The organism is Enterococcus hulanensis, from assembly GCF_005405485.1.
GTDB lineage: Bacteria > Bacillota > Bacilli > Lactobacillales > Enterococcaceae > Enterococcus_A > Enterococcus_A hulanensis.
In genome coordinates this window covers 17,397-43,244 of record NZ_BJED01000005.1, presented here as the reverse complement: position 1 = coordinate 43,244, position 25,848 = coordinate 17,397, and the positions used below count along the sequence as shown (strand labels likewise).

Genomic DNA, 25,848 nt, shown 5'->3' with positions numbered 1-25,848 from the left:
TTAATCAGCATCAAGCGGTTGATATTCTGGATACCATTTCATATGTTCTACAGCCTGTTTGATGTCCTTGATTTCTTCTTTGTTTAATTTTTGATCAACAACGCTCTTCACAACAACTTCCGCGATCGTTTGAGAGAATTCTGTCAATTTCGATACTGGCGGCAAGACTGCGGCACCTGGTTTGCTTGTATCAACGATGCCGCCTAGCGCATGACTAGCCTGCGACAGCATTTCACCATTGACGCGGGTTGCGGTTGAAGCGATGATGCCAAGTCCTAAACCGGGATACATTAACGCATTGTTGGCTTGGCCGATTTGGTAAGTGACACCGTTGTATTTTACGTCATCAGCAGGAATTCCTGTTCCAATCAATGCTTTTCCGTCTGTCCATTTAATTAGGTCTTCTGCGGTTGCTTCTGCTAATTTCGTTGGATTCGACAATGGGAAAATAATTGGACGTTCTGTATTAGCAGCTAATTCGCGTATGATCTCTTCGGTAAAGGCCCCTGGCTGAGTCGAAGTACCAATAATAATCGTAGGGTGGATCGCTTTGACTGCGGCAGTTAAGTTCGTCAATTCATCCGCATTTGAAAACTCGCTGCGTTGACGGACGAAAGCTTTTTGACCAGAAGTTAAGTCCTCTGTATCTTCAAACAAAACTCCTTGCTTATCTACCATGTAGAAATGTTTGCGAGCTTCCTCTTCAGATAGCCCTTGGCGTTTCATTTCATCTAACAATTGGTTGGCGATCCCAACGCCTGCAGTTCCGGCACCAAAGGTCATCACTGTTTGTTTCGTCAAGTCTTCTTGTGAGATGTTCAAGGCACCTAAGACCCCTGCTAAAACAACGATCCCAGTTCCTTGGATGTCATCATTAAAAGTTGTGATCTTGTCTTGATATTTTTCTAAGATATTCGCTGCGTTGGAACGGCCGAAGTCTTCCCAGTGCAGCAATACTTCAGGGAATAATTCTTCTACAGCTTCCACAAATTGATCGATCACTTCGTAATACTTATCGCCGTAGATACGTTCATGTTTGTTTCCTAAATATAATGGATCACTCAATAATTCTTGATTGTTTGTACCGGCATCGATCGACACTGGCAAAACTTGAGCTGGGTTGATACCTGCAGCTGCAGTGTAGACCATCAATTTACCGATCGCGATATCGACTCCGTTGACACCCCAGTCGCCGATCCCTAAGATACCTTCTGCATCCGTCACAACGATCAATCGGATGTCACGCCCAGCAGCAGCATTCTGCAAGCTTTCCTTGATACTTTCCGGATCATCGATTGAAATAAATGCGGCATCCTGCGGTTCAACGAATAATTCATTATATTGTTCAATTGAATCTGCTACCGTTGGATCATAAACGATCGGCATAAATTCTACGACGTGCTGACCCATTAATTTATAAAACAAGGTGCGATTCGTGTTAAAGATTTCCATTAAGAATAAACGCTTTTCCAAATTGCTGGTTTTACTTTGATATTGTCCATACGTTTGTTCAGCCTGCTCTTCCAAGGTTTGAACTTTAGCTGGCAGCATACCGGTCAAACCATAGTGCTTCCGTTCTTCTTTTGTAAATGCGGTTCCTTTATTTAAAAATGGATTATTTAAAATTTCGATTCCTTTCATAATGTTCTCCTCCTTATTGAGTACAACTAGGAGAATACGCGCTTTCGCAAACTATAGTCAAAACAAAAGCTTAGGATAAATTTTATTTATATGATAATCTGTTTTCACATGAGGAGACGATTATGAACTTTAAAGACTTAGAATACTTCCAACGTTTGGTGCGCGAAAAGAGTTTTACCAAGGTAGCAAATGCCTTTCACGTCAGCCAGCCCACGATCACCTACGCAGTAAAACGACTAGAGGACGAACTGGGAGCAGAACTCGTTTATCGCGATCAATCACACAAACAATTGATTATTACACAAGCCGGGATCGTTCTTTCCCGCCACATCTCGAATATTTTGAAAGAGGTAACGATTGCGGTCACTGAGATCGATCGCTTAAAAGAAGACACGTTAGACTTCGGATTGCCGCCTATTATTGGAAACTTTTACTTTCCCAAACTTTCTTCCTATCTTTTTAAAAATGATTTGATGAGCCATATTCACTTAGTAGATGGCGGATCAAGGGACCTTTACGGACTTTTGCGCCGTGGGAAAATAGATCTTGCCTTGCTTGGTTCGACGCAGCCTATTCGCGATGATGATTTGACTAGTGAAATTTTGATCGAAAAAAGATTTATGATCGTCGTTAGTCCCAATCATCCGTTGGCCAAACGCAAAGAGATCTCCTTTTCCGAATTAAAAGACGAACCCTTCGTCTTATTGAATGAACACTACGTTCACCCGACCGCCTTTAAAAAAATGGCGCAGCAAGCCCATTTCGAACCGCAAATTATTTATCAAAATAGTAATTTGAATATTTTAAAAGGGATGATTCGCGAGCAGATCGGCATCGGTTTTTTAACAGAGCTTGCGATCTCGCCAGAAGATAATTTGGTCATGATCCCGATTACGGATCAGCCGCAGCCTACTTTTATGATTTCACTGGTTCAACGTGAACAAGTTCTAGATTCAACGCTTCGCGGTCAATTGATCGAGTTGATTCGCGGCTTTAGTCAGCAAAAAGAGCAATAAAAAACGAGGAAATCAAATTGATTTCCTCGTTTTTTATTAATCTCGTTTTTCACCGCGAGTAAAGACTGCGATACACCCTAAACCAGTATGGCTCGAGATCGTTGTTCCCAATGGAAAAATCCGAATCTCTTTTGGTTGGATGCTCTCTTCTAAATGGCGCTTCACTTCTTCAGCACCTTCTTGATCGGCACTCGTTGTGATAAAAATCGTTTGATTTGTCGGATCGGTTGTCGCTTCACTGATTTTGTCAGCGACGAGCTGCAACGCTTTTTTGCGTCCGCGGACTTTTTCAACATTTTGCAGCTTCCCTTCAACATCGACAGTAATGATTGGTTTGATGTTCATCAAGCCGCCAATCGCTGCACTCGTTTTAGAGATACGTCCGCCTCGTTGCAGATGGTTCAGATCATCAACGGTTACCCAGTGATGATACGTTAGTTTGTTTTCTTCTAGCCATTGATAAAGATCGGTCAAGGACATGCCTGCTTGCTGCTTCTGAGCTGCTTCATAGACCATCAGCCCTTCACCGCCGCTGGCAGCCAAAGAGTCCACCACATAGACTTCCGCCTCAGGTAAGTCCTCTTTCAAAAGCTCAACTGCTTGCAGGGCACTTTGATAAGAACCGCTCATTCCAGAAGAGAAGCAAATATACAAAATCGGAATATTCTTTTCGGTATAGCTGCGGAAAAATTCCACATATCGGCCAACATTGACCTGTGATGTTGTTGGCATCGCGCCCTCTTTAATTTGTTTATAAAAATCATCGATCTTAAAGCTGCGCCCCAAGTCATCGGCGAATTCCGTTCCATCTACTGTTACGTACATCGAAATAAAATCAACGTTGTTTTCAGCTAATAATTCATAAGGCACATCGCAACATGAATCTGTCAGAATCTGATACATTTTAAAATCCTCCAAATACCCGCTTAATAGTAAATCTATTTTACTAGATAATTGGTTGCTTGTCCCATAATATGTTAGATTTGCGCCCAAACACTTTCCAAAATGTTAGTTTGCGTTCGATCTGGTCCAACGGAGAAGGTTGAGATGCGCACCCCTACAAGCTCAGAAACACGACGGACATAATTCCGCGCATTTTCCGGTAGATCTGCTAAATCACGACATCCCGTAATATCTTCGCTCCAGCCAGGCAATTCTTCATAAACAGGCTTGCAGCGATTCAATTCTTTCAAGCTTGCTGGGTAATGATAGATCAATTCTCCATCTAATTCATAAGCAGTACAGATTTTGACCGTTTCTAACCCGCTCAAAACATCAATCGAATTTAGAGAAAGATTGGTAATCCCCGATACTCGTTTTGAATGACGCATTACCACAGAGTCAAACCAACCCACACGACGCGGACGTCCCGTTGTGGTTCCATATTCACGACCCACTTCACGGATTTGACCGCCTACTTCATCAAATAGTTCGGTTGGGAAAGGTCCATCGCCGACACGTGATGTATAAGCTTTACATACACCCACGACTTTATCGATTTTCGCTGGTCCTACACCACTACCGATAGTAACACCGCCGGCAACTGGGTTAGACGAGGTAACAAATGGATACGTTCCTTGGTCGATATCCAGCATAACCCCTTGAGCACCTTCAAACAGCACACGTTTGCCTTGATCTAACGCATCGTTCAAGATAACAGAAGTATCCGTCACGTATTGTTTGATTTGTTGTCCGTACTCATAATACTCTTCAAAAATATCATCAAAGTCCATCGCTTCATCATCAAACATTTTGACGAATTGACGATTTTTATCTTCTAGATTGACCTTCAGGCGTTCTTCAAAAATTTCTTTGTCTAATAAATCAGCTACCCGGATACCGACACGAGCTGCTTTATCCATATAAGCTGGTCCAATCCCTTTAATGGTTGTCCCGATTTTGTTTTCGCCCTTTGCATCTTCTTGCAATTGATCCAATTTGATATGGTAAGGCAAGATGACATGCGCACGATCAGAAATACGTAAGTTCTCTGTTGTGATCCCGCGTTCATGTAAATAGGCTAATTCCGTTACTAATGATTTCGGATTGACCACGACACCGTTTCCAATGACACTGGTTTTTTCTTTGTAGAAAATCCCAGAAGGAATCAAGTGCAATTTATATGTTTCATTGTCAAATTTGATTGTATGACCTGCATTGTCTCCACCTTGGTAACGAGCAATGACTTCTGCATTCTCACTCAAAAAATCCGTGATTTTTCCTTTACCTTCATCGCCCCACTGCGTCCCTACAACTACTACAGATGACATCTGAACACCTCATTTATTTTTATTTAATCCTGAACCATTGTATCAAGAATAACGCTATACTTCAATGAAAATTCGAATATTAAAATATAAAGATTATAAAAACGGGGTAAATCACGAACATTATTTTTTATAATGATAAAAAATTGCAAAAAAAGACGCAAGTTCAAGACTTGCGCTAAAAATCCTCTCTGGGTGATAAAGAAGAGAATTTATTGTATTCCTTAATAAAGAGCAGCTCCACCGTGCCTCGTGCCCCGCTCCGGTTCTTCTCAATAATGACTTCAATGATGTTTCGGTTTGCGATCGATTCTTCCTCTTCTTCGCCTTCACGGTCATAATAATCATCACGATATAAAAAGGCTACGATGTCGGCATCTTGCTCGATGGAACCCGATTCACGAATATCACTTAAAACTGGACGCTTGTCCTGGCGTTGTTCAACCCCACGAGAAAGCTGTGACAATGCAATAATTGGTACTTTTAATTCCTTCGCTAATTTCTTCAATTGACGTGAAATTTCAGATACTTCTTGTTGGCGGTTTTCTCGACCGGTTCCTTCAATCAATTGCAAATAGTCGATCAGGATCAGCCCAAGATTGCCTTTTTCTTTTGCCAGCTTGTGACATTTTGCCCGAATCTCAGACACCTTGATCCCTGGCGTGTCGTCAATATAAATATTTGCTCGCGATAAGCTCCCCATTGCTACGATCAAGTTTTGCCATTCTTCTTCAGACAGCTGACCTGTTCGCAGATGACTCGCTTCAATTGATCCTTCTGCACACAGCATCCGATTAACCAATGATTCGGCACCCATTTCCAAACTGAAAATAGCGACAGCTTTATCTGTCTTCGTTCCAACGTTTTGGGCAATATTCAAAGCAAAGGCTGTTTTCCCTACCGCCGGACGAGCCGCTAAAATGATTAATTCCTCCGATTGTAACCCAGCAGTCATTTTATCTAATGCCGCATAGCCTGTCGGCAAGCCCGTGATCTCTTCATCATTTCTTGCTAGTTGGTCAATATTTTCTATTGCGGTATTTAATACCTCACTAATGGTCAAAAAACCGCTCTTATTGCGACGTTCTGATACTTCCATGATATTCCGCTCGGCAGCATCTAAAATCGTCTGTACGTCGTCTCCTTGCTCAAAACCTTGGGTTACGATATTCGTAGCCGTTTGGATCAAATTTCGCAATAACGATTTCTCTTCTACGATTTTGGCATAATAACCTACATTAGCTGCTGTCGGAACGCTCAAAGCAAGCTCAGATAAATAGCTTAAACCACCAGCATCTTCCAGCTGATTTTGCTGTTCCAGCAACTCTTTAACCGTCACTACGTCGATCGCTTCATTACGATCATTTAATTGGATCATTCCACGGAAAATCAGTTGATGACCACGACGATAAAAGTCTTCTGGAACTATGTACTCCATGGCCGTAATCAAAGCATCAGTCTCCAAAAAAATAGAGCCTAAGGTCGCTTGTTCGGCTTCAATACTTTGGGGTGGCACACGATCTTGTAACATTTCGCTCATGTCTTTTTACGCTCCTCTTCGTCCATCTATTTTACAAAATCTGCCTGTTAAATACAACAAAGAGTATGAGGAATTCTCTTAATTTCAAGAACTCTCATACTCTCTTGTAATTATTCGCTTAAATAAATTATTCTTCCACCACGTGCACTTTAATGATTCCTTCAACTTCTGTATGAAGTTTTACGGGAACCTTGGTATAACCAAGTGTGCGAATTGGATTTTCTAATTCAATTTTGCGTTTATCGATTTTTAGATCATACTGTTTTTTCAAACCTTCAGCAATTTGCTTAGATGGGATTGAACCAAACAACCGTCCATCTTCGCCGCCTTTGGCTTTGATTTCTACAACTGTTTCTTCTTTTGCTAAGAAATCTGCTAATTTTTTGGCTTCCGCTAAAACTTCAGCAGCCTTTTTATCTTGAGCTTTCTTTTGTCCGCTCAATTCCGAGATACTGCTTTTCGTCGCTTCCTTCGCCAAATGGTTCTTTAATAAATAATTTTGTGCATAACCTGTTGGGACTTCTTTGATATCGCCCTTTTTTCCTTTACCTTTAACATCTTGTAAAAAAATTACTTTCATTCTTCTGTCCCCTCCGTTAACTGTTTATTAATGGCCTCTAATAACCGTTGCTTTGCTTCAGCAATCGTACTATTCTCCAATTGGGTCGCAGCATTCGTAAAGTGACCGCCACCGCCTAATACTTCCATCACCCGTTGGACATTAATAGTCCCAGAACTGCGTGCACTAATAGCTATTACTCCATCAGTTCGCTTTATGATTACAAAAGCAGCATTGATATCCACCATTGATAACAATGTATCGGCCGTCTTAGCCGCTGTTACACTGTCATACTTTTGATCCTCAGTCCCAGTAGCCATAACGATATCGTCTCTGACATAATCACTCTCGCCTACTAATTTACTGATTTCCAAATAAGACTGAATATCGGTACTCAATAAGTATTGTACTAAAGATGCATCTGCTCCACAAGTCTTTAAATAACTAGCTACATCGAATGTTCGAGCAGTCGTCCGAACTGCAAAATTCTTGGTGTCGACAGTAATTCCTGCTAACAGCAGCGTTGCTTCCATCTTACTCATTTTTTGTTGCTCGTTGCTTTCAAATTGAATCAGTTCAGTTACTAATTCCGAAGCTGAAGATGCGGAAGACTCGATATAGGTCAATAATGAATTATCCGGAAATTCATCCCCTCTTCGATGATGATCAATAATTACAATATTTTCAAATTGCTCATATAATTCCTGGTCAATCGATAACGATGGTCGATGGTAATCAACCATAACTAACAAATCTCCCGCTTTACGTTGTTTCTTAGCCGCTTCAGGAGAAATCAAAAGATTTTCCAGCTCACCATTTTGATGAATCTCTTCCAAACAACGTTCCACATCGGGAATAGTCTCTTCTTCATTGATGACAATTCGAACTTTTTTATCATGGTATCGGGCTAAACAGGCAACACCAAAGGCCGAACCAATCGCATCCATATCAGGAAAACGATGCCCCATCACAAACACATTACCAGTTTGATTAAAGACATTTTTCAAAGCTGTTGACATCGCTCGCGAGCGTACTCTCGTCCGCTTTGCAGCGCTCGCAGAATTACCACCATAGAAGACCGGCTTCTTTCCCTCTGCTGCATTCTTTACAACGACTTGATCTCCACCGCGAACCAGCGCAATATCTAAGTTATTTTGCGCCTCATCTCCGATCACTTCTAAGGATTCACTACCATAACTAATTCCCATACTTATAGTGATTAGCATATCTTGCTTCTCAGCTGATACTCGAATATGTTCTAGTAAATCAAAATTATTTTCAATCATTTTTTCCAAATCATCATAGCGGCCAAATAGAAAGAATCGCTCTGCATTCACACGTTTATAAAATATCCGATACGAATCCATCCAGTCAGAGATGATCGTAGTAATAAAAGAATTTAGATTGGATACTTCTTTATCGTCTCGACGATCAATTACGTCATCGTAATTATCAACGGAGAGTATCCCGACAACTGCTTGTTGCTGCTTTTCCTTATTTTCCAGTGTGTATTCTTTAGTAACGTCAATCAGATAAACAACCCGTTTTTCAAGATTTAAATCAAAGTGATAAAGAATGTTGTTTATTTTATAAATGTTTTTACCTTTTTCGGCTCGCTGCAGCAATTCATTGATCATGTCTTGTTGATCATCTTTCGTCAATTGTTGAACGCTCTCTGTTATTGCTGGATTAGTCCAAGTAAATGTATTTTTATCATCCCAAGTGATAATACCCACCGGCATTTCAACGGATACATAATCTAAGGCTTCTTGAGCACGATGAGAAGCATATTGAATTTTTTGCTGATTACTAATCTCAATACGATTACGCAAAACAATCATATACATCCATAATGAAAGGTCGATTAAGATAACAATTCCTGCTGTTACGGCGGTGAAAGGCAACAAGAATATTGCGGCTAATTGAATCAGTAGTAAACAGAAAAAGAAAAAAGACCCTTTAATCCGAAGATTCTTTTTCATTTATAACCTCCTAATTCTTTTTTACTTATCCTTTCTATAGTAAATATACTTTAATTTCAGCATACAGATCAGATAGACTAACAGTGTAATTTTATCACACACTGTCTTTACAAGCGACTTTCTTGAATGTTTCACGTGAAACAAAAAAAGAGACTTCAAAAATGAAGTCTCTTTTAAAATTACATTCTATTCTTCAGAAACGAATGCTAATAAGCCCATAATACGTGCGCGTTTGATAGCGATCGTTAATTTACGTTGGTTTTTAGCGCTTGTTCCAGTTACACGACGAGGTAAAATTTTACCACGTTCGCTGATGAAACGTTTCAATAATTCGATATCTTTATAATCGATGTATTCGATATGATTAGCAGCAATATAGTCTACTTTACGACGTTTGCGACCTCTTCTTTGTTGTGCCATTCCGTTTCCCTCCTATTCAATTGTTAGAATGGTAAATCATCATCTGAAATGTCGATTGAGGACCCACTAAATGGATCTGAATCTCGATCGAAGTCAGGCATAGTGTTCTTTGCTGACTGAGAGGACTGATTATTACTGTTGTTAAAATTATTTGCCCCGCTACCTTGGAAGCTATCAGTAGAACCTGGGTTCTGTTGACGTTGCTCACTTGCAGTGCGAGATTCCAATAATTGGAAGTTTTCAGCAACAACTTCTGTCACATAGACACGTTGTCCTTGCTGATTTTCATAATTTCTTGTTTGGATACGGCCAGTCACACCTAAAAGAGTTCCCTTACGTGCATAATTAGCTAAAGACTCAGCTGATTTCCGCCAAATCACACAGTTGATAAAGTCTGCTTCGCGATTTCCGCTTTGATTCGTAAAATTACGATTCACAGCCAAGGTAAACGTTGCAACCCCAGTACCATTTGCGGTGTAACGTAAATCAGGATCTTTTGTTAAACGACCAACTAGTACAACATTATTAATCAAAGTAAAGCCAGCTCCCTTCTCGTCAATTGTTTCACGTGAAACAATTATTCTTCAATCTTAACAATCATGTGACGAATAATATCGTCGTTGATTTTTGCAAGACGATCGAATTCGTTAACTGCGCTAGCTGTTGTTGGCGCAGTTGCATTGACGATATGGTAGATGCCTTCACGGAATCCGTTCATTTCGTAAGCGAAACGGCGTTTTTCCCAATCTTTTGTATCGATAATTTCTGCTCCATTATCTTTCAAGATTGTATCGAAACGTTCTACTAAAGCAGTTTTTGCTTCTTCATCAATGTTCGGACGAATGATGTATGTGATTTCATACTTCGTGTTTTGACTCATTGATTTTCACCTCCCTATGGACTATAAGGCTCTTAATTTTTTAAGAGCAAGGAGAGCGATCTAAAAAAATATAGACTACTCACAAATATTCATTATACATAATCGTCCTACAAAAATCAAATGTTTCTTTACTCTAAGTTACGAAAAAAGACTGGGATTGCTCCCAGCCTTCAAAACTTTTTATTCTTCAGTATCATTTGGTTTTTCTTCAGCGACTTCATCAGTCTCAATTGTTTCAGCAACTTCGACTTCTTTATCAACAATCGCCATTGTCACGACTTTTGTGTTTTCTTCCATTTTCATTAGTCGAACACCTAAGGTAGCGCGTCCTGTTTGTGAAACTCCACCAACATTGAAACGGATAATAACACCTTTGTTTGTAATCAATAGAATGTCTTCGTCGCCGTCAACAGTAGTCAAACCAGCTAACGGTCCGTTCTTATCTTTGATATTAGCCGTCTTGATACCTTTACCACCCCGACCTTTGATTGGGTACTCAGTGGCTCTTGTACGTTTACCGTAACCTTTTTCGGTAATGACTAAAACTTCTTGATCTTCTTTTAATACGGCTGATCCGATAACGTAATCTTCTTCGCGCAAGCGAATTCCGCGAACACCGCTTGCTGTACGACCCATATCACGAACAGCTTCTTCTTTAAACGTTACCGAATAGCCATTGTGAGTACCGATAATAATCGTTTCGTCGCCTTCCGTTGACATGACGTTAACTAATTCATCGCCTTCGCGAAGTCCGATTGCAATCAAACCATTAGCACGAATATTTGAAAAGGCTGTAACAGTCGTTCGTTTGACCGTCCCTTTTTTCGTAACGAAGAATAGGAAATGTCCATCTTCTGCCTGTCCATTAACTGAAATTACAGCTTGGATTGTTTCATTTGAGTCAATCCCCAGCAAGTTAATAATTGGAATCCCTTTGGCTGTCCGACCATATTCCGGTACTTCGTAACCTTTTGCTCGATAAACTCGGCCGCTGTTAGTAAAGAACAGCAGTGTATCATGAGTCGAACAAGAGATTAAGTTTTTCACGAAATCATCATCGTGAATACCCATACCTTGAACACCGCGGCCGCCACGACGTTGTGCGCGGAATTCGGTTGAGGCAACTCGTTTAATATAACCATTATTTGTTAGAGTAATAACGATATCTTCTTCTTCAATCAAGTCCTCATCTTCAAGACTTAATACTTCACCGATTAACAATTCTGTTCGGCGATCATCACCGAATTTTCCGGCAACTTCTGCTAACTCAGTCCGAATGATTTCTTCTACACGCTCAGGACGCGCTAGAATATCTTCTAAGTCACTGATCGTCTTCAACAGCTCTTGGTATTCATTCTCGATTTTCTCACGCTCTAAGCCTGTTAAACGGCGCAGACGCATATCTAAGATTGCTTGCGCTTGACGATCAGATAATTCAAATCGTTCGATCAATGTAGCTTTTGCGATATCATCAGAAGCCGAATTTCGGATCGTTGCAATAATCTCATCAATATGATCCAAAGCAATACGTAAACCTTCTAAGATATGCGCACGTGCTTCAGCTTTTTTCTTATCAAAGACTGTTCGACGAGTAATAACTATTTTCTGGTGCTCAATATAGTTTTCCAGTATTTGCTTCAAGTTTAAAATTTTAGGAACACCATTTTCAATCGCCAGCATATTGAAACTAAACGAAGTTTGCAAGGATGTCATTTTGTATAAATTGTTCAATATGACTGAGGCACTGACATCGCGGCGAACTTCTATAACAATTCGCATACCTTCACGAGAAGATTCATCTCGCAGATCCGTGATACCCTCGATTCTTTTATCTCTATGCAATTCAGAAATACGTTCGATCAATTTTGCTTTGTTGACCATGTATGGCAATTCACTGACGAGGATACGTTCTTTACCGTTCTTTTGCTCTTCAATTTCGATTTTCGCACGAACAGTGATTGAACCTTTACCTGTCTCATATGCCCGACGGATACCTGATTTCCCCATGACTAAACCGCCCGTTGGGAAATCTGGACCTGGGATGCACTCCATTAAATCTTGAGTTGTCGCCTCAGGATTTTCCATTAACAGTTCAATCCCAGCTGTCACTTCTCTTAAGTTATGAGGCGGGATATTAGTGGCCATCCCAACTGCGATACCCGTTGCCCCATTAACTAATAAATTCGGAAAGCGTGCTGGCAATACTACTGGTTCTGATTCACTGTCATCATAGTTTCCTTGAAAATCAACGGTATCTTTATTGATATCCCGTAACATTTCCATAGCGATCTTACTTAAGCGAGCCTCGGTATAACGCATCGCCGCAGCTCCATCGCCATCGACAGAACCAAAGTTCCCGTGACCATCTACTAACATGTTGCGATAGCTAAATGATTGAGCCATCCGCACCATTGATTCATAAATTGCGCTGTCACCGTGGGGGTGATACTTACCCATTACATCCCCAACGATACGTGCTGATTTTTTATGTGGTTTATCTGGAGTAACTCCTAATTCATTCATTCCATATAAAATTCGACGGTGAACAGGCTTCAATCCGTCTCGTACATCTGGTAAAGCACGTGCCACAATAACGCTCATTGCATAATCAATGAAGGATTCTCGCATTTCACTGGTTAGATTGACGTCATGTATATTCTCTCTTCGATCTTCCAAATTGATCCTCCTATCTCGTATTAATGTATTCATTTTTCAAAAACCGAAAAATGAGTCTGTTTCTCGCCACGTATATCATTTCTCTAAAAACGTAAACGAGTAAGAGAAACTGACATCCTCACTAAATATCCAAGTTTTTAACATAGTGCGCATTTTCTTCAATAAATGCGCGGCGTGGTTCTACTCGATCACCCATCAGCATTTCAAAAACTTGATCGGCTTCGATCGCGTCATCGACACTGACTCTTAACATCAAACGATTGTCTGGATCCATCGTAGTTTCCCACAATTGATGATCATCCATTTCACCTAAACCTTTGTAACGTTGAACATTTGGTTTTGGTGTCGCAGGTAATTCAGACATTTTTTGTGCCAATTCTTCTTCAGCGTTCTTACCTGGTTGGATATAAGTAATGTTCTTTCCTTGTTTTATCCCGTACAATGGCGGTTGCGCGATATAAACATATCCAGCTTCCACAATTGGACGCATATAACGATAGAATAAAGTTAGTAGCAATGTTCGAATATGAGCGCCATCGACATCGGCATCCGTCATAATAACTAATTTATGATAACGAGCTTTTGACACATCAAAATCTGCACCAAAACCAGTTCCCATTGCTGTAAACAATGAACGGATTTCTTCGTTAGCTAAAATTTTATCCATAGATGCTTTTTCGACGTTCAAAATTTTCCCGCGGATCGGCAAAATTGCTTGGAACTCTCGACTGCGCCCTTGTTTTGCTGAACCGCCGGCAGAATCTCCTTCGACGATAAACAGTTCGCATTTTTCTGGATCATTACTTGAGCAATCGGCTAATTTACCAGGTAAATTACTGATCTCTAATGCACCTTTACGACGCGTTACTTCACGAGCACGTTTAGCAGCTAATCGTGCTTTAGCAGCCAGCAATCCTTTTTCAACGATCCGACGCCCAACTGATGGGTTTTCCATCAAGAACTTCAAGAAATTCTCTGAAAACAACCGGTCTGTAACAGTTCGAACTTCAGAATTTCCAAGTTTTGTTTTTGTTTGTCCTTCAAACTGTGGTTCCGGATGTTTGATCGAAATAACTGCGGTTAAACCTTCACGTACATCCTCACCAGAAAGATTTTCATCATTATCTTTCATGATTTTTTGCTTACGAGCATAATCATTAATTACCCGCGTCAAAGCAGTTTTGAACCCAAATTCATGGGTACCACCTTCATAAGTATGGATATTATTCGCAAAACTTAAAATATTGGTATGATAACCATCTGTATACTGCATAGCAACTTCAACCGTAATATCTTGCTGCTCGCCTTCTACATAAACAGGTTCGTCAAAGATGACCGCTTTACTATGATTTAAGTGTTCAACATAACTTTTGATCCCGCCTTCGTAATGATACTCACGTAAAACAGGATTTTCTTCACGTTTATCTTCAATCGAAATTTTTAAGCCTCGGTTTAAGAAGGCTAATTCTCGTACACGAGTCGCTAACTTATCAAAATTGAAAACCGTTGATTCCGTAAAAATCTCCGTGTCTGGTACAAAATGGACAGTTGTCCCATGTTTTTCTGTTTCACCAATCACTTTTAAGTCGTCTACGACCGCGCCGCGACGGTATTCTTGGAAATAGATTTTACCATTTTTGAAAACACGAACATCTAAGGTCTTTGACAAGGCATTAACAACGGAAGCCCCCACACCGTGAAGACCACCAGATACTTTGTATCCGCCGCCGCCAAATTTTCCGCCCGCGTGTAGAATAGTATAAACTGTTTCAACCGCTGGACGTCCAGTTTTAGCTTGAATATCTACTGGAATACCACGACCGTCATCACTGACAGTAATGCTGTTATCTTCTTCAATCACCACGTGAATATGTGATGCAAATCCTGCTAACGCTTCGTCAATAGAATTATCCACAATTTCCCATACAAGGTGATGTAATCCTTCCGTGCTTGTTGAACCGATGTACATTCCTGGGCGTTTCCGAACGGCTTCTAACCCCTCTAACACCTGGATCTGACTGGCATCGTACTCTTGAGCACGTTCTAGTAAACTCTTTTCCTCTTCTGTCATTTACGTTTCTTTCCTTTCTATCTGTCCTTGATGGACATAAAAAATATCCGGATGAACCGTCATTTTCCCTTTAACATGATTCAATGTCGTCGTTGTCAAAAACGTCTGTACTTTGTTTTCGATAGTCTCCAATAAATGAATCTGGCGATTGTCATCAAGCTCGCTCATGACGTCATCTAATAGTAAAATCGGATATTCTCCTGTTTCTTCTTTCATCAAATCGATTTCAGCTAATTTGACACTTAATGCTGTAGTGCGCTGTTGTCCTTGTGATCCATAAGTCTGCACATTTTGTTGATTAACCTTAAATATCAAGTCATCTCGATGAGGTCCTAAAAAAGTATTTCCTTTGAAAATCTCCCGTTTGCGGTTTTTCTGCAGCTCATTTAGAAAACCCGTACGTATTTCTTCGACATTTTCACTTTTTAACGAAATACTAGCTTCATATTCGATCGCCAATTCTTCTTTTTGGTTCGTAATCTTGCCATGAAGGTCATTCGACCAATATTCTAATTTTTTAACAAATTGCAGACGGTTCGCTAAAACTTTGCTGCCAAAATCTACTAGCTGTTCTGTCAGAATATCCAGATATATTTCATCTGTCTGCTTCTTTTCAGATAATTGCTTCAAATAAAGATTCCGCTGCTTTAGAGTTTGCTGATACTGAGCTAAATCATAAAGATAGACTGGATTAATCTGACCTAATTCCATATCAATGAATCGTCGTCTGATCTGCGGACTACCTTTCACTAACGAAAGATCTTCTGGTGCAAATAAAATGACATTTAATTGACCTATATAACTGCTCAATTTTTTCTGCTCGATATGATTAACTTTAGATTTACGACCTTTTTTGGTTAGCAAAAGCTCTAATTCCAACTCACTAGTCCCCCGGTCAATCCGCCCTTTAATTTGAGCAAAATCATCCTGCCAGCCAATTAACTCTTGTTCGCTGCTGGTCCGGTGACTGCGAGTTAAAGCTAAAACGTAAATACTTTCTAAAAGATTGGTTTTTCCTTGAGCATTCTCTCCTAGAAAAATATTCAGACGGTTAGGAAATTCCAAGACAAGTTCTTGATAGTTTCTGTAATTTCTTAACTCAAGCTTATTCAGCCGCATCTTGTTCTTCCTTATTTTTGACCATAAAAAAAGTTCCTACCTCAGGAATCTCGATCATCATTCCCGGATAGAGCTTTCGGCCGCGGCGATTTTCCAACTCGCCATCTACAAATACTGTTTCTTCTGCTAGAAACCACTTAGCTTGTCCTCCGCTAGAGATCAAATTGATCTCTTTCAATAACTGACCAAGTGTCATGAACTCTGTTTCTAAAAAAATTTTTTGTTTCACATTCATCCCTCATTTTCATGCTAGAAACACCATTTTATTATACCCTTTTTTAATCGATAAAACAAATTGATTCGTTGTATTTTTCGTTTTAAGCAGTTTTAAGCTGTTTTAATTATTTCACTCAAAAAAAAGTAAAAGGTCTTAAAATCGATTTTAAGACCTTTTACCGGAATTGCGGTTTTTACACATTTTTTTCATATTTTTCAAAAAACTTGTGAAACTCGACTGATTTCTTTAGTTTGTCCGCACTGGTGTAATCAATTGAATAAAGGATACTTCCCCTTCACTTGGTTCTAGAGTAAACGGACGAATCGCTGAAATAAATTGGATCTTGATACTCATGTCACCAAAAGCGCGCAAAGCATCTTTCATATAATCAGGATTAAATGAAATTTCCAGCGGATCACCGCTGACTTTTTCATAAGCTAATTCTTCTTCAACTTTACCTATTTCAGGTGAGTTTCCGTAAAGAATAACTGAATTATCTGCAATAGCTAAACGAACAATATTATTACGGCCTTCATGAGAAAGTAAGGAAGCACGTTCGATCGCTGCTAAGAATGTTGGTACAGAAAAAGTGATCTCTGTATTGAAGCTTGTTGGAATTAAACGGTTAGTATCAGGATAATTTCCTTCAAGTAAACGAGAATAGAAATACATAGATGGTGTTTTGAATAGAACTTGGTTTTCCATAATGCTTATTTCAACTTCTGCTTCTTCATCTGTTAATGAACGAGAAAGTTCAACTAAACTTTTACCTGGAATAACGATATCAAAATCTTTATTTGCATTTTCCACAGGTACAATTCGTTGACTCAATCGATGAGAGTCAGTAGCAACAGCTAATAACTGGCTGCCCGACATTGTTAAGTGAACCCCTGTTAAAATTGGACGACTTTCGTGTTGTGAGACAGAAAAAACAGTTTCTCCAATTAATTTTGTCAACATGTGGACAGGTAATTTTAATTGATTTTGTTCTTCTACGACAGGTAGATGTGGATAATTGTCTGCATCTAATCCATTGACCGTAAAATGAGCTGCACCAGATGTAATCAACACTTGGTAATTTTCTTGCACTTCCAATGTAAAGGTTGTTTCTGGTAAGCGGCGAATGATTTCACTAAAAAAACGCGCCTGCAAAACAATTGTACCTAAATCTGTGATTTGTAATTCCGCTTTTTCATCGTCAGCGGCTAAAAAAGTTTCAATTGAGATATCTGCATTGCTTCCTGTCAAGTTCAGCCCTTCATTGCTTAACTCGATTTTTACCCCAGTTAAGATTGGAATAGTTGTTTTAGTTGAAATAGCACGTTGAACAGTTTGTAATTCTTGAATGAAGCGAGAACGATTAATTGTAAATTTCATGATGGAACTCCTTTTCAATTAATTTAATTATTTTCAAGTCACGTATTAATTTAAATAGATACTTATCACAGTGATTATGAGCTTTGTTTTTTGGTTGCATTGAAAGCCGCAGGTATTTCTTTTATTTATTTAAGATAATTAAGTAATAAAAGTAGTAGGTCTTGTTAATCATGTGGAAAACTGAAACAAAAGACTGATGCCATCATCTTATTGCTTGTGGAAAAGGTGTGGATAAATAAACCTTTTCTTTTCATTATTTCCACAGGCTATCCAAGTAACAAGTTTTTGATTTCTGCAATTTCTTGTTGAATACTGCTATCATTTTTCATTAATTGGCTAATTTTTTCGTGTGCGTGAATAACAGTTGTATGATCTTTCCCACCAAACTCAGCCCCAATTTTTGGTAAGGAGCTTTCCGTCATCTCACGGGATAGGTACATAGCAATTTGGCGTGGAACGACTATTGCTTTAACACGTTTCTTCCCTTTTAAATCTTTTACTTGAATATGATAGAATTTTGCGACTTCATCTTGAATCTTACTGATAGAAAGTTGCGCATTGCTAGTTCCTTTTAAACTCTTTAAAGCATCTGCGGCGATACTGGTAGTAATATCGGCACTATTCATTGTAGCGAATGCTTGAACACGTACCAAAGCACCTTCAAGTTCACGGATATTTGAATCAATTTGTCCCGCAATATAACTTAACGTATCATCCGGAATCTCAAGATTTTCCGCTTGCGCCTTTTTCCGTAAAATAGCTGTTCGAGTTTCTAAATCTGGTGGAGTGATATCAACTGACAGCCCCCAAGCAAAACGGGAAACTAAGCGTTCTTGTAGTTTAGGAATTTCATTAGGAAGACGGTCACTAGTTAATACGATCTGTTTATTATCGTTATACAAGTTTTCAAAAGTATGGAAAAATTCCTCTTGAGTTGCTTCTTTGTCTGCAAAAAATTGAATATCGTCAACTAATAGCAAATCCACTTTCCGATATTCTTGTCTGAATTCTTCCGATGTTTTGTTTTTAATCGAATTGATGAAATCATTAGCAAAAGTCTCGCTCGAAACATATTTTACTTTTGCTTTAGGATTGATCGCTAACATTTGGTGGCCAATAGCATGCATCAAGTGCGTTTTCCCTAGACCAACACCACCGTAGAAAAAAAGTGGGTTGTAAATTGATCCGGGTTCTTCAGCAACAACTAATGCAGCAGCGTGCGCCATCTGGTTCCCTTTACCAATTACAAAGGTATCAAATGTGTATTTAGGATTGAGCATCGCACGTTTCGTTGTATCTAATTTTGGTGTTTCCTCTTTTTCCACGATGCTGACAGGTGGTGCTTCATCTGGAGTCACAAATAATGGCATTATCTCGTCTCCGGTTACTTTAAAACCGATTTCTACGATTTTTGCGGCTAAATGTTTCTCCCAATAACGTTTATGTAAATCACTTGTAACTTCTATAGTTAATTGATTATTTGATAAAGTTAAGGGTTTTGCTGTCCCTACCCAAGCATCATAACTGGCAGGATTGAGGTCATTTTTATAGCTGTCCTTCAATTCCTGCCAGAAATTGTCCAATGAGGTCAAATAAGTCGCCTCCTAATTAATAAAATTCAGATAGACTTACTTTATCATTTTTTATAAAAGTTTTCCACAACCAGAAATAAATATAGTTAAATTCTTGGTTTTCCACAAAATGTATAAAAATACAAAAAGATATTCAGATAGACGTAAAAATATATTCACAGCTTGTAGAAAAATTGTGGAAAGCTTGCTTTTTCCACTAACAAATTCACAAAACTAAGTAAAAAAGCACCTTGACAGATAAATACGGAAGATAGTTATGCACAAAACTTATCCACCATGTGGACAAGTTTTCCAAGTGCTAAATTTTTGTGGGAAAAACTTTTGGAAAATCTATCCAACTTTTTTTCGCTAAAATGTTTTGCACAGAAAAAAGAGATTTATCCCCAATTTTTGTGGATAAAAAATTTCTTCCATATTTTGAGAAAATCGTCCTATTTTGGTGCTCTTCTTTTTGAAAAAGTTGTGGATTCGATAATAAGACGTTTAACATTTGATCAATTTGTATTCGAAAAACTGATGATCTTGCATGGTCTTTTTCATTTCATGATTGACAAAGTAGGGGGAGAGTCGTTATAATATTCGGGTATGTCTATGTAATGTTAGCTATGGAGGTGTATTTTAATGAAAAGAACTTATCAACCAAATAAACGTAAACGTCAAAAAGTTCATGGATTCCGTAAACGCATGAGCACTAAAAACGGCCGTCGCGTATTAGCAAGCCGTCGTCGTAAAGGAAGAAAAGTACTTGCTGCTTAAGCCACTGCCGGTCAGTGGTTTTTTTTGTATCTAAAATGATATTCTTAAGGAATTTTTCTGACAAATAAGGATGAATCCTTATTTTGAAGTATGGTATTATTGTCAGGTATAGATTTAAAAGAAACGAAGGAAACTAGATGAAGAAAAAATATCGGGTCAAAAAAGAACGAGAATTTCAAAAAGTGTTTCAAGAAGGTGTTTCTTTTGCGAATCGAAAATTCGTAGTATATCGTCTAGAACCTTCTGGTCAAAAACATTTTCGAGTAGGTTTGTCAGTCGGTAAAAAAGTTGGAAATGCTGTAACGCGAAATCGAGTGAAACGGCAGATCCGTGCTATCTTGCAAGAGTTAAAATTGGAGTTGCCGGCAATAGATTTTATTGTGATTGCACGTCCGACCACAAAAGACTTAGCTCATGATGAAATGCGTTCGAATCTTATACATGTTTTAAAATTAGCCAAAATATTAAGTTAGGAAGGAAACAGATTTAGGTGAAGAAATATAAAAAAATATTATTGATGACGGGATTGCTGAGCCTCGTCTTCTTATTATCAGCCTGTGGAACAGGAGAAGTCAGTGCACACAGTACTGGTGTATGGGATCGCTATGTGGTTTATTACTTCGGTCAAGCTATTAAGGGCTTAGCTTTTGGCAATGTTGGGATAGGTATCATCTTATTTACGATTATTATCCGAATCATTTTGATGCCATTAATGCATTTCCAGACCAAAAGCATGCGTAAAACACAAGAATTGCAACCGAAAATCAAGGCGTTGCAAGAAAAATATAGTTCTCGTGATCAAGAAACACAACAAAAGCTGCAAGAGGAAACCAAAAAGTTATATGCAGAAAATAATGTGAGCCCTTACGCAGGCTGCTTGCCGCTTCTAGTGCAAATGCCTGTAATGATGGCTTTGTATCAAGCTATTTTACGAATTCCAGAGTTACGATCCGGTCATTTTCTATGGTTAAACTTGAGTCAATCTGATCCTTACTTTATTTTACCGATTCTTGCGGCAGTCTTTACTTTTGCAAGTAGCTATTTATCAAGTATGAGTCAACTTGAGTCCAATGCTTCACTAAAAATTATGAACTTTGCAATGCCAGTTATGATTTTTGTTATGGCTTTGAACTTAGCAAGTGGATTATCCTTGTACTGGGTTATCTCCAATGCATTCCAAGTAGTTCAAACATTATTAATCAATAACCCATTTAAAATCCGTCGAGAACGAGAAGAAGCCGCTCGTCAGCTTCGAGCAAGAGAACGAGCTCTGGAGAAGGCTAAGCATCCGAAGAAGAAACGTAAAAAATAAAGCTATTTAGATGTTAGCTACTTTTTAAGTGGATTTAATTAGTTTCATTGCTATAAGTTAAATAATTTACATTAATTACAAATAAGGAGGTTTAGAAAATGCCTGTTTATGAAGGACCAACAATCGATGAAGCAATTTCAAAAGGATTGCAAGCTTTAGGGGTGAAGAAAGAAGCCGTTGATATTGAAATTTTAGCAGATGCAAAAAAGGGTTTCTTAGGAATGGGGAAAAAGGATGCTCGTGTTTCAATTGAAGCGATCAAGGTTGAAGAACCCGTGGTTACTCCTGATGTAACAACAAAAGAGCAAAATTCCTCAAGTGAAGCAGAAACAGAAGAAATGGTACTAAAAGAAGCTTCTTCAACTAATCAATTGAACGAATTGGATGAAGAAGAAGCAACTAAAGAATTGGCAATCTACCTGACAAATGTTACTAATGATATGGGCGTGCCAGCGTTAGTTAAGATTCAACATGAAGCTAGCGGCCTAATTATCATGAATTTAGAAACTAGCAAACAAGGGATGCTGATTGGTAAACATGGTAAGATATTGAATGCTCTACAATATTTAGCACAAGTTTTTCTGCATCGTGTAGCAAAAGAAAAACTGTCAGTAGTGGTGAATGTTGGTAATTATCGTCAAAAACGCGAAGAAGTCTTAACGCGTTTAGCTCAGCGAACTGCAGAGAAAGTAAAAGAAACAGGGCGACCAGTCTTTTTGGAACCAATGCCAGCTTTCGAACGAAAAATGATTCATTCAGCGTTAAGCAAAGATGAGTATATTAAAACTCATTCTGAAGGTGAAGACCCTTATCGCTATCTGGTTGTGGAACCAGCGAAAAAATATTTTTAAACTAGAGAGTTGTGCCGAATAATTCGGTGCAGCTTTTTCTTTATCAAAATTTGAGAAAGTGACGCTATTTCAGCACGTATGCTTGAATTGTCAAAAAAAATGTGCTAATCTTACACCAGAATTTTGTAGAAAAAGCAGTCAAAGTGCTCAATCTACTCCTTTAACAAGGGGTGGAGTAGGCACTTTTTTTATGTTCTTAATTAATAGGAGGAAAAAAAGTGGCAGAGATCACCTTAGAATTTGATACGATTGCGGCAATTTCGACCCCACCAGGTGAAGGAGCAATCAGTATTGTGCGCTTAAGTGGCGACCAGGCTGTAACAATAGCAGATAGTGTGTTTAGCAGCGGGAAAAAGTGTTTGTTAGATGTACCGACACACACGATTCATTATGGCCATATTATTGACCCGGCTGATCAGCAAGTGGTCGATGAAGTGATGGTCAGTGTGATGCGGGCACCGAAGACATTTACACGCGAAGATATCGTTGAAATAAACTGTCATGGCGGGATTGTAGTTGTTAATCAATTATTACAGCTTATTTTACGTTCAGGAGCACGTTTAGCTGAGCCGGGAGAATTTACTAAAAGAGCTTTTTTAAACGGCCGAGTAGATTTATCTCAAGCAGAAGCTGTCATGGATTTGATTCGAGCGAAAACGGATCGCGCAATGAATATTGCCATTAACCAACTAGATGGGAACTTATCTCATTTGATTCGGCAGTTGCGTCAAGAAATTTTAGAAACATTAGCGCAAGTGGAAGTAAATATCGATTATCCGGAATACGATGATGTGGAAGAGTTAACCACACAATTACTATTAGAAAAAGCGCAACAAGTGGGGCAGCAAATTGATGCATTGCTATTGAATGCCAAACAAGGAAAAATCTTACGTGAAGGTTTAAGTACGGCTATTATTGGTCGTCCTAATGTTGGAAAATCAAGCTTATTGAATTACTTGCTGCATGAAGAAAAAGCGATCGTGACAGAAATTGCTGGAACAACACGTGATGTAATTGAAGAATATGTGAATGTCCGTGGGGTACCATTAAAATTAATCGACACTGCAGGAATTCGAGAAACAGATGATGTAGTGGAGCGAATTGGTGTGGAGCGCAGTCGCAAAGCTTTAGGTGAAGCTGATTTGATTTTATTGGTATTGAACCAAAGTGAGCCTCTTACTTCAGAAGACAAAGAGTTGTTGGAAGCAACGCAAGGATTAAAGCGGATTATTTTATTAAATAAAACAGATTTGCCAAGTCAATTGTCGCGTGAAAATCTCGCAACGTATCTAAATGAAGATGAAGTTTTTGCAATTTCCGTTTTAGAAAAAGCCGGCATGGATCAGTTAGAAGAAGCAATTGCTAAACTTTTCTTTGGAGGTCAAACAGGCGAAAAAGATGCAACGTATGTATCAAACACTCGACATATTGCATTGCTCGAAAAAGCAGGACAATCATTGAATGAAGTTCGCAATGGAATTATGGCAGGCATGCCAGTGGATCTAGTTCAGATAGATATGACTCGTTGCTGGGACTATTTAGGTGAAATTGTTGGCGATAGTGTACAAGATGAACTGATTACACAATTATTCAGCCAATTTTGTTTAGGAAAATAAAGAAGGAGTTGCTACATGGAATATCAAGCAGGAAATTATGATGTAATCGTTGTTGGTGCAGGACATGCTGGTTCTGAAGCAGCCCTAGCAACAGCTCGTATGGGTCAAAAGACATTATTAATCACAATCAATTTAGATATGGTGGCGTTCATGCCATGTAACCCGTCTATTGGCGGTCCAGCTAAAGGTGTTGTCGTACGAGAGATCGATGCACTGGGCGGTGAGATGGGACGCAATATTGATAAAACATATATACAAATGCGGATGCTAAATACAGGTAAAGGTCCTGCCGTAAGAGCGTTAAGAGCGCAAGCAGATAAACATGCTTATGCAGAAGAAATGAAGCATACAATCGAAAAAGAGGAAAAACTTACGTTAAAACAAGGAGTCGTTGACCGTTTAGTTGTTGAAGACGGTGTCTGCAAGGGAGTTGTCACTTCGACTGGAGCCGTTTATTCAGCAAAAGCAGTAATTATTACTGCGGGCACAGCATTGCGCGGCGAAATCATAATCGGGGAATTAAAATATTCATCAGGACCTAATAATTCACAACCATCGATTAAATTAGCGGATCATTTACAAGAGTTAGGTTTGGAAATCCACCGTTTTAAAACTGGAACGCCGCCGCGAGTGAAGTCAGGCTCAATTGACTATAGCAAAACTGAAATTCAGCCTGGTGATGAAAAACCAAATCATTTTAGTTATCAAACACCAGATAGTCAATACTTGCAAGAACAAATTCCTTGTTGGCTGACCTACACGAATCCAAAAAGTCATGAGATTATTCAAAATAATCTACATCGTGCGCCGATGTTTACTGGTATTGTTGATGGAGTAGGGGCCCGTTATTGTCCTTCTATCGAAGACAAGATTGTCCGATTCGCTGACAAAGAACGGCATCAACTCTTCTTAGAACCAGAGGGACGACACACAGAAGAAGTCTATGTTCAAGGTTTATCAACGTCATTACCAGAAGATGTACAAAATGAGGTTTTACATTCAATTGAAGGTTTGGAAAATGCGGAAATGATGCGAACAGGTTATGCAATCGAATACGATATGGTAGCTCCTCATCAATTACGCCTAACACTTGAAACAAAAGTAATTGAAAATCTTTATACAGCTGGCCAAACGAACGGAACTAGTGGCTACGAAGAGGCTGCAGGTCAAGGTTTGATGGCGGGAATCAATGCAGCGTTAAAGATTCAAGACAAAGAACCTTTTATTATGAAACGCAGCGATGGATATATCGGGGTTATGATTGATGACTTGGTTACAAAAGGAACCAATGAACCTTATCGACTATTGACATCAAGAGCAGAATATCGCTTGATATTACGTCACGATAATGCAGATTTACGTTTGACAGAAATAGGACATGAGATTGGCTTAGTGGGAGAAGAGAACTATCAAGCATATTTGATCAAGAAGGCGCATATTGAAGCGGAGATGGCTCGTTTGCAGTCTATTCGCATAAAACCTAATGCGGAAGTTCAAAGCTTCCTGCGAACTAAAAATAGCGCAGAATTGAAGGACGGTGTTTTAGCGAGCGACTTTTTGAAACGCCCAGAGATTTCTTATCAAGAATTGCTGCAATTTATTCCTACGAATGATGAACTGTCAGAAAAAGAAGTAGAACAAGTAGAGATCCAAGTTAAATATGAAGGCTATATCAAAAAAGCGATGGAAAAAGTAGAAAAATTAAAACGAATGGAAACAAAACGTATCCCTGAACGAATTGACTACGAAGCTATTAACGGTCTAGCCACAGAAGCAAAACAAAAATTACAAAAAATCCAACCAGAAACGATTGCTCAAGCCAGCCGTATCAGTGGTGTGAATCCCGCAGATATCAGTATACTAATGGTTTATGTAGAGCAAGGAAAAATAGCGAAGGTAAGTAGCGAAACAGCATAAGATCAGATTGATCTATTTCAATGCCATATAAAAATTTTT

22 protein-coding genes are annotated in these 25,848 nt (G+C 39.1%); 7 read left to right on the top strand and 15 right to left on the bottom strand.

Going from position 1 to position 25,848, the window contains the following annotated elements:
* The gene (locus FFR60_RS06655; protein ID WP_371852972.1) at positions 1–1,641 is read right to left on the bottom strand and encodes a malolactic enzyme; all 1,641 of its coding nucleotides are present in this window, start codon (positions 1,639–1,641) and stop codon (positions 1–3) included.
* A gap of 122 nt (positions 1,642–1,763) precedes the next feature.
* Between FFR60_RS06655 and FFR60_RS06650 the strand changes: the two genes are divergently transcribed.
* Entirely contained in the window at positions 1,764–2,657 is an 894-nt protein-coding gene (locus FFR60_RS06650; protein WP_088934009.1) for a LysR family transcriptional regulator, read from the top strand.
* 36 nt (positions 2,658–2,693) lie between these two features.
* Here FFR60_RS06650 and FFR60_RS06645 read toward each other — a convergent pair whose 3' ends face one another.
* From FFR60_RS06645 to dnaA, 14 genes are all read right to left on the bottom strand, one after another.
* Positions 2,694–3,560, bottom strand: a complete 867-nt coding sequence (locus FFR60_RS06645; RefSeq protein ID WP_137663534.1) for a DegV family protein — start codon at positions 3,558–3,560, stop codon at positions 2,694–2,696.
* Positions 3,561–3,634: 74 nt separating this feature from the next.
* Complete coding sequence (locus FFR60_RS06640) at positions 3,635–4,927, bottom strand: adenylosuccinate synthase (RefSeq protein WP_137663533.1); 1,293 nt, start codon at positions 4,925–4,927, stop codon at positions 3,635–3,637.
* A gap of 175 nt (positions 4,928–5,102) precedes the next feature.
* On the bottom strand, positions 5,103–6,464 hold the full coding sequence (gene dnaB, locus FFR60_RS06635) for a replicative DNA helicase (protein ID WP_088934006.1): 1,362 nt from the start codon (positions 6,462–6,464) through the stop codon (positions 5,103–5,105).
* A gap of 127 nt (positions 6,465–6,591) precedes the next feature.
* Entirely contained in the window at positions 6,592–7,044 is a 453-nt protein-coding gene (gene rplI / locus FFR60_RS06630) for a 50S ribosomal protein L9 (RefSeq protein WP_088934005.1), read from the bottom strand.
* Positions 7,041–9,005, bottom strand: a complete 1,965-nt coding sequence (locus FFR60_RS06625; protein WP_137663532.1) for a DHH family phosphoesterase — start codon at positions 9,003–9,005, stop codon at positions 7,041–7,043. Before FFR60_RS06625 ends, rplI begins: the two co-directional genes overlap by 4 nt.
* 186 nt (positions 9,006–9,191) lie before the next feature.
* Positions 9,192–9,425, bottom strand: coding sequence for a 30S ribosomal protein S18 (rpsR, locus tag FFR60_RS06620; protein ID WP_010742563.1), 234 nt, complete (start codon positions 9,423–9,425; stop codon positions 9,192–9,194).
* A 23-nt stretch (positions 9,426–9,448) separates the two neighbouring features.
* Positions 9,449–9,958: a single-stranded DNA-binding protein gene (gene ssb, locus FFR60_RS06615; RefSeq protein WP_137663531.1), complete on the bottom strand. Its 510-nt coding sequence runs from the start codon at positions 9,956–9,958 to the stop codon at positions 9,449–9,451.
* 44 nt (positions 9,959–10,002) lie between these two features.
* Positions 10,003–10,305, bottom strand: coding sequence for a 30S ribosomal protein S6 (gene rpsF, locus FFR60_RS06610; RefSeq protein ID WP_137663530.1), 303 nt, complete (start codon positions 10,303–10,305; stop codon positions 10,003–10,005).
* A 180-nt stretch (positions 10,306–10,485) separates the two neighbouring features.
* Complete coding sequence (gene gyrA / locus FFR60_RS06605) at positions 10,486–13,014, bottom strand: DNA gyrase subunit A (RefSeq protein ID WP_137663529.1); 2,529 nt, start codon at positions 13,012–13,014, stop codon at positions 10,486–10,488.
* A gap of 88 nt (positions 13,015–13,102) precedes the next feature.
* Positions 13,103–15,052 carry a DNA topoisomerase (ATP-hydrolyzing) subunit B gene (gene gyrB / locus FFR60_RS06600; protein ID WP_088934001.1) on the bottom strand — a complete coding sequence of 650 codons (1,950 nt, stop codon included), beginning with the start codon at positions 15,050–15,052 and terminating at the stop codon, positions 13,103–13,105.
* A complete protein-coding gene (recF, locus tag FFR60_RS06595; protein ID WP_088934000.1) occupies positions 15,053–16,171 on the bottom strand; it encodes a DNA replication/repair protein RecF in 1,119 nt (372 codons plus the stop codon).
* Positions 16,158–16,400 (bottom strand): S4 domain-containing protein YaaA, encoded by a 243-nt coding sequence (gene yaaA, locus FFR60_RS06590; RefSeq protein WP_010747417.1) that lies wholly within the window; start codon positions 16,398–16,400, stop codon positions 16,158–16,160. Before yaaA ends, recF begins: the two co-directional genes overlap by 14 nt.
* Positions 16,401–16,634: 234 nt before the next feature.
* Positions 16,635–17,765 carry a DNA polymerase III subunit beta gene (gene dnaN / locus FFR60_RS06585; protein WP_088933999.1) on the bottom strand — a complete coding sequence of 377 codons (1,131 nt, stop codon included), beginning with the start codon at positions 17,763–17,765 and terminating at the stop codon, positions 16,635–16,637.
* A gap of 266 nt (positions 17,766–18,031) precedes the next feature.
* Positions 18,032–19,357: a chromosomal replication initiator protein DnaA gene (gene dnaA / locus FFR60_RS06580; protein WP_088933998.1), complete on the bottom strand. Its 1,326-nt coding sequence runs from the start codon at positions 19,355–19,357 to the stop codon at positions 18,032–18,034.
* A gap of 621 nt (positions 19,358–19,978) precedes the next feature.
* Here dnaA and rpmH point away from each other — a divergent pair.
* The 6 genes from rpmH to mnmG all read left to right on the top strand — a co-directional run bounded on the left by rpmH (position 19,979) and on the right by mnmG (position 25,809).
* Positions 19,979–20,113: a 50S ribosomal protein L34 gene (gene rpmH, locus FFR60_RS06575; protein ID WP_006703104.1), complete on the top strand. Its 135-nt coding sequence runs from the start codon at positions 19,979–19,981 to the stop codon at positions 20,111–20,113.
* Positions 20,114–20,250: 137 nt separating this feature from the next.
* Positions 20,251–20,586 carry a ribonuclease P protein component gene (gene rnpA, locus FFR60_RS06570; RefSeq protein WP_137663528.1) on the top strand — a complete coding sequence of 112 codons (336 nt, stop codon included), beginning with the start codon at positions 20,251–20,253 and terminating at the stop codon, positions 20,584–20,586.
* Between the two features lie 17 nt (positions 20,587–20,603).
* Positions 20,604–21,425, top strand: a complete 822-nt coding sequence (locus FFR60_RS06565; RefSeq protein WP_088933995.1) for a YidC/Oxa1 family membrane protein insertase — start codon at positions 20,604–20,606, stop codon at positions 21,423–21,425.
* Between the two features lie 98 nt (positions 21,426–21,523).
* Complete coding sequence (gene jag / locus FFR60_RS06560) at positions 21,524–22,276, top strand: RNA-binding cell elongation regulator Jag/EloR (RefSeq protein WP_137663527.1); 753 nt, start codon at positions 21,524–21,526, stop codon at positions 22,274–22,276.
* 218 nt (positions 22,277–22,494) lie between these two features.
* Entirely contained in the window at positions 22,495–23,892 is a 1,398-nt protein-coding gene (gene mnmE / locus FFR60_RS06555; protein WP_137663526.1) for a tRNA uridine-5-carboxymethylaminomethyl(34) synthesis GTPase MnmE, read from the top strand.
* Positions 23,893–23,907: 15 nt separating this feature from the next.
* Positions 23,908–25,809, top strand: coding sequence for a tRNA uridine-5-carboxymethylaminomethyl(34) synthesis enzyme MnmG (gene mnmG, locus FFR60_RS06550; protein ID WP_137663525.1), 1,902 nt, complete (start codon positions 23,908–23,910; stop codon positions 25,807–25,809).
* Positions 25,810–25,848 lie beyond the last annotated feature (39 nt).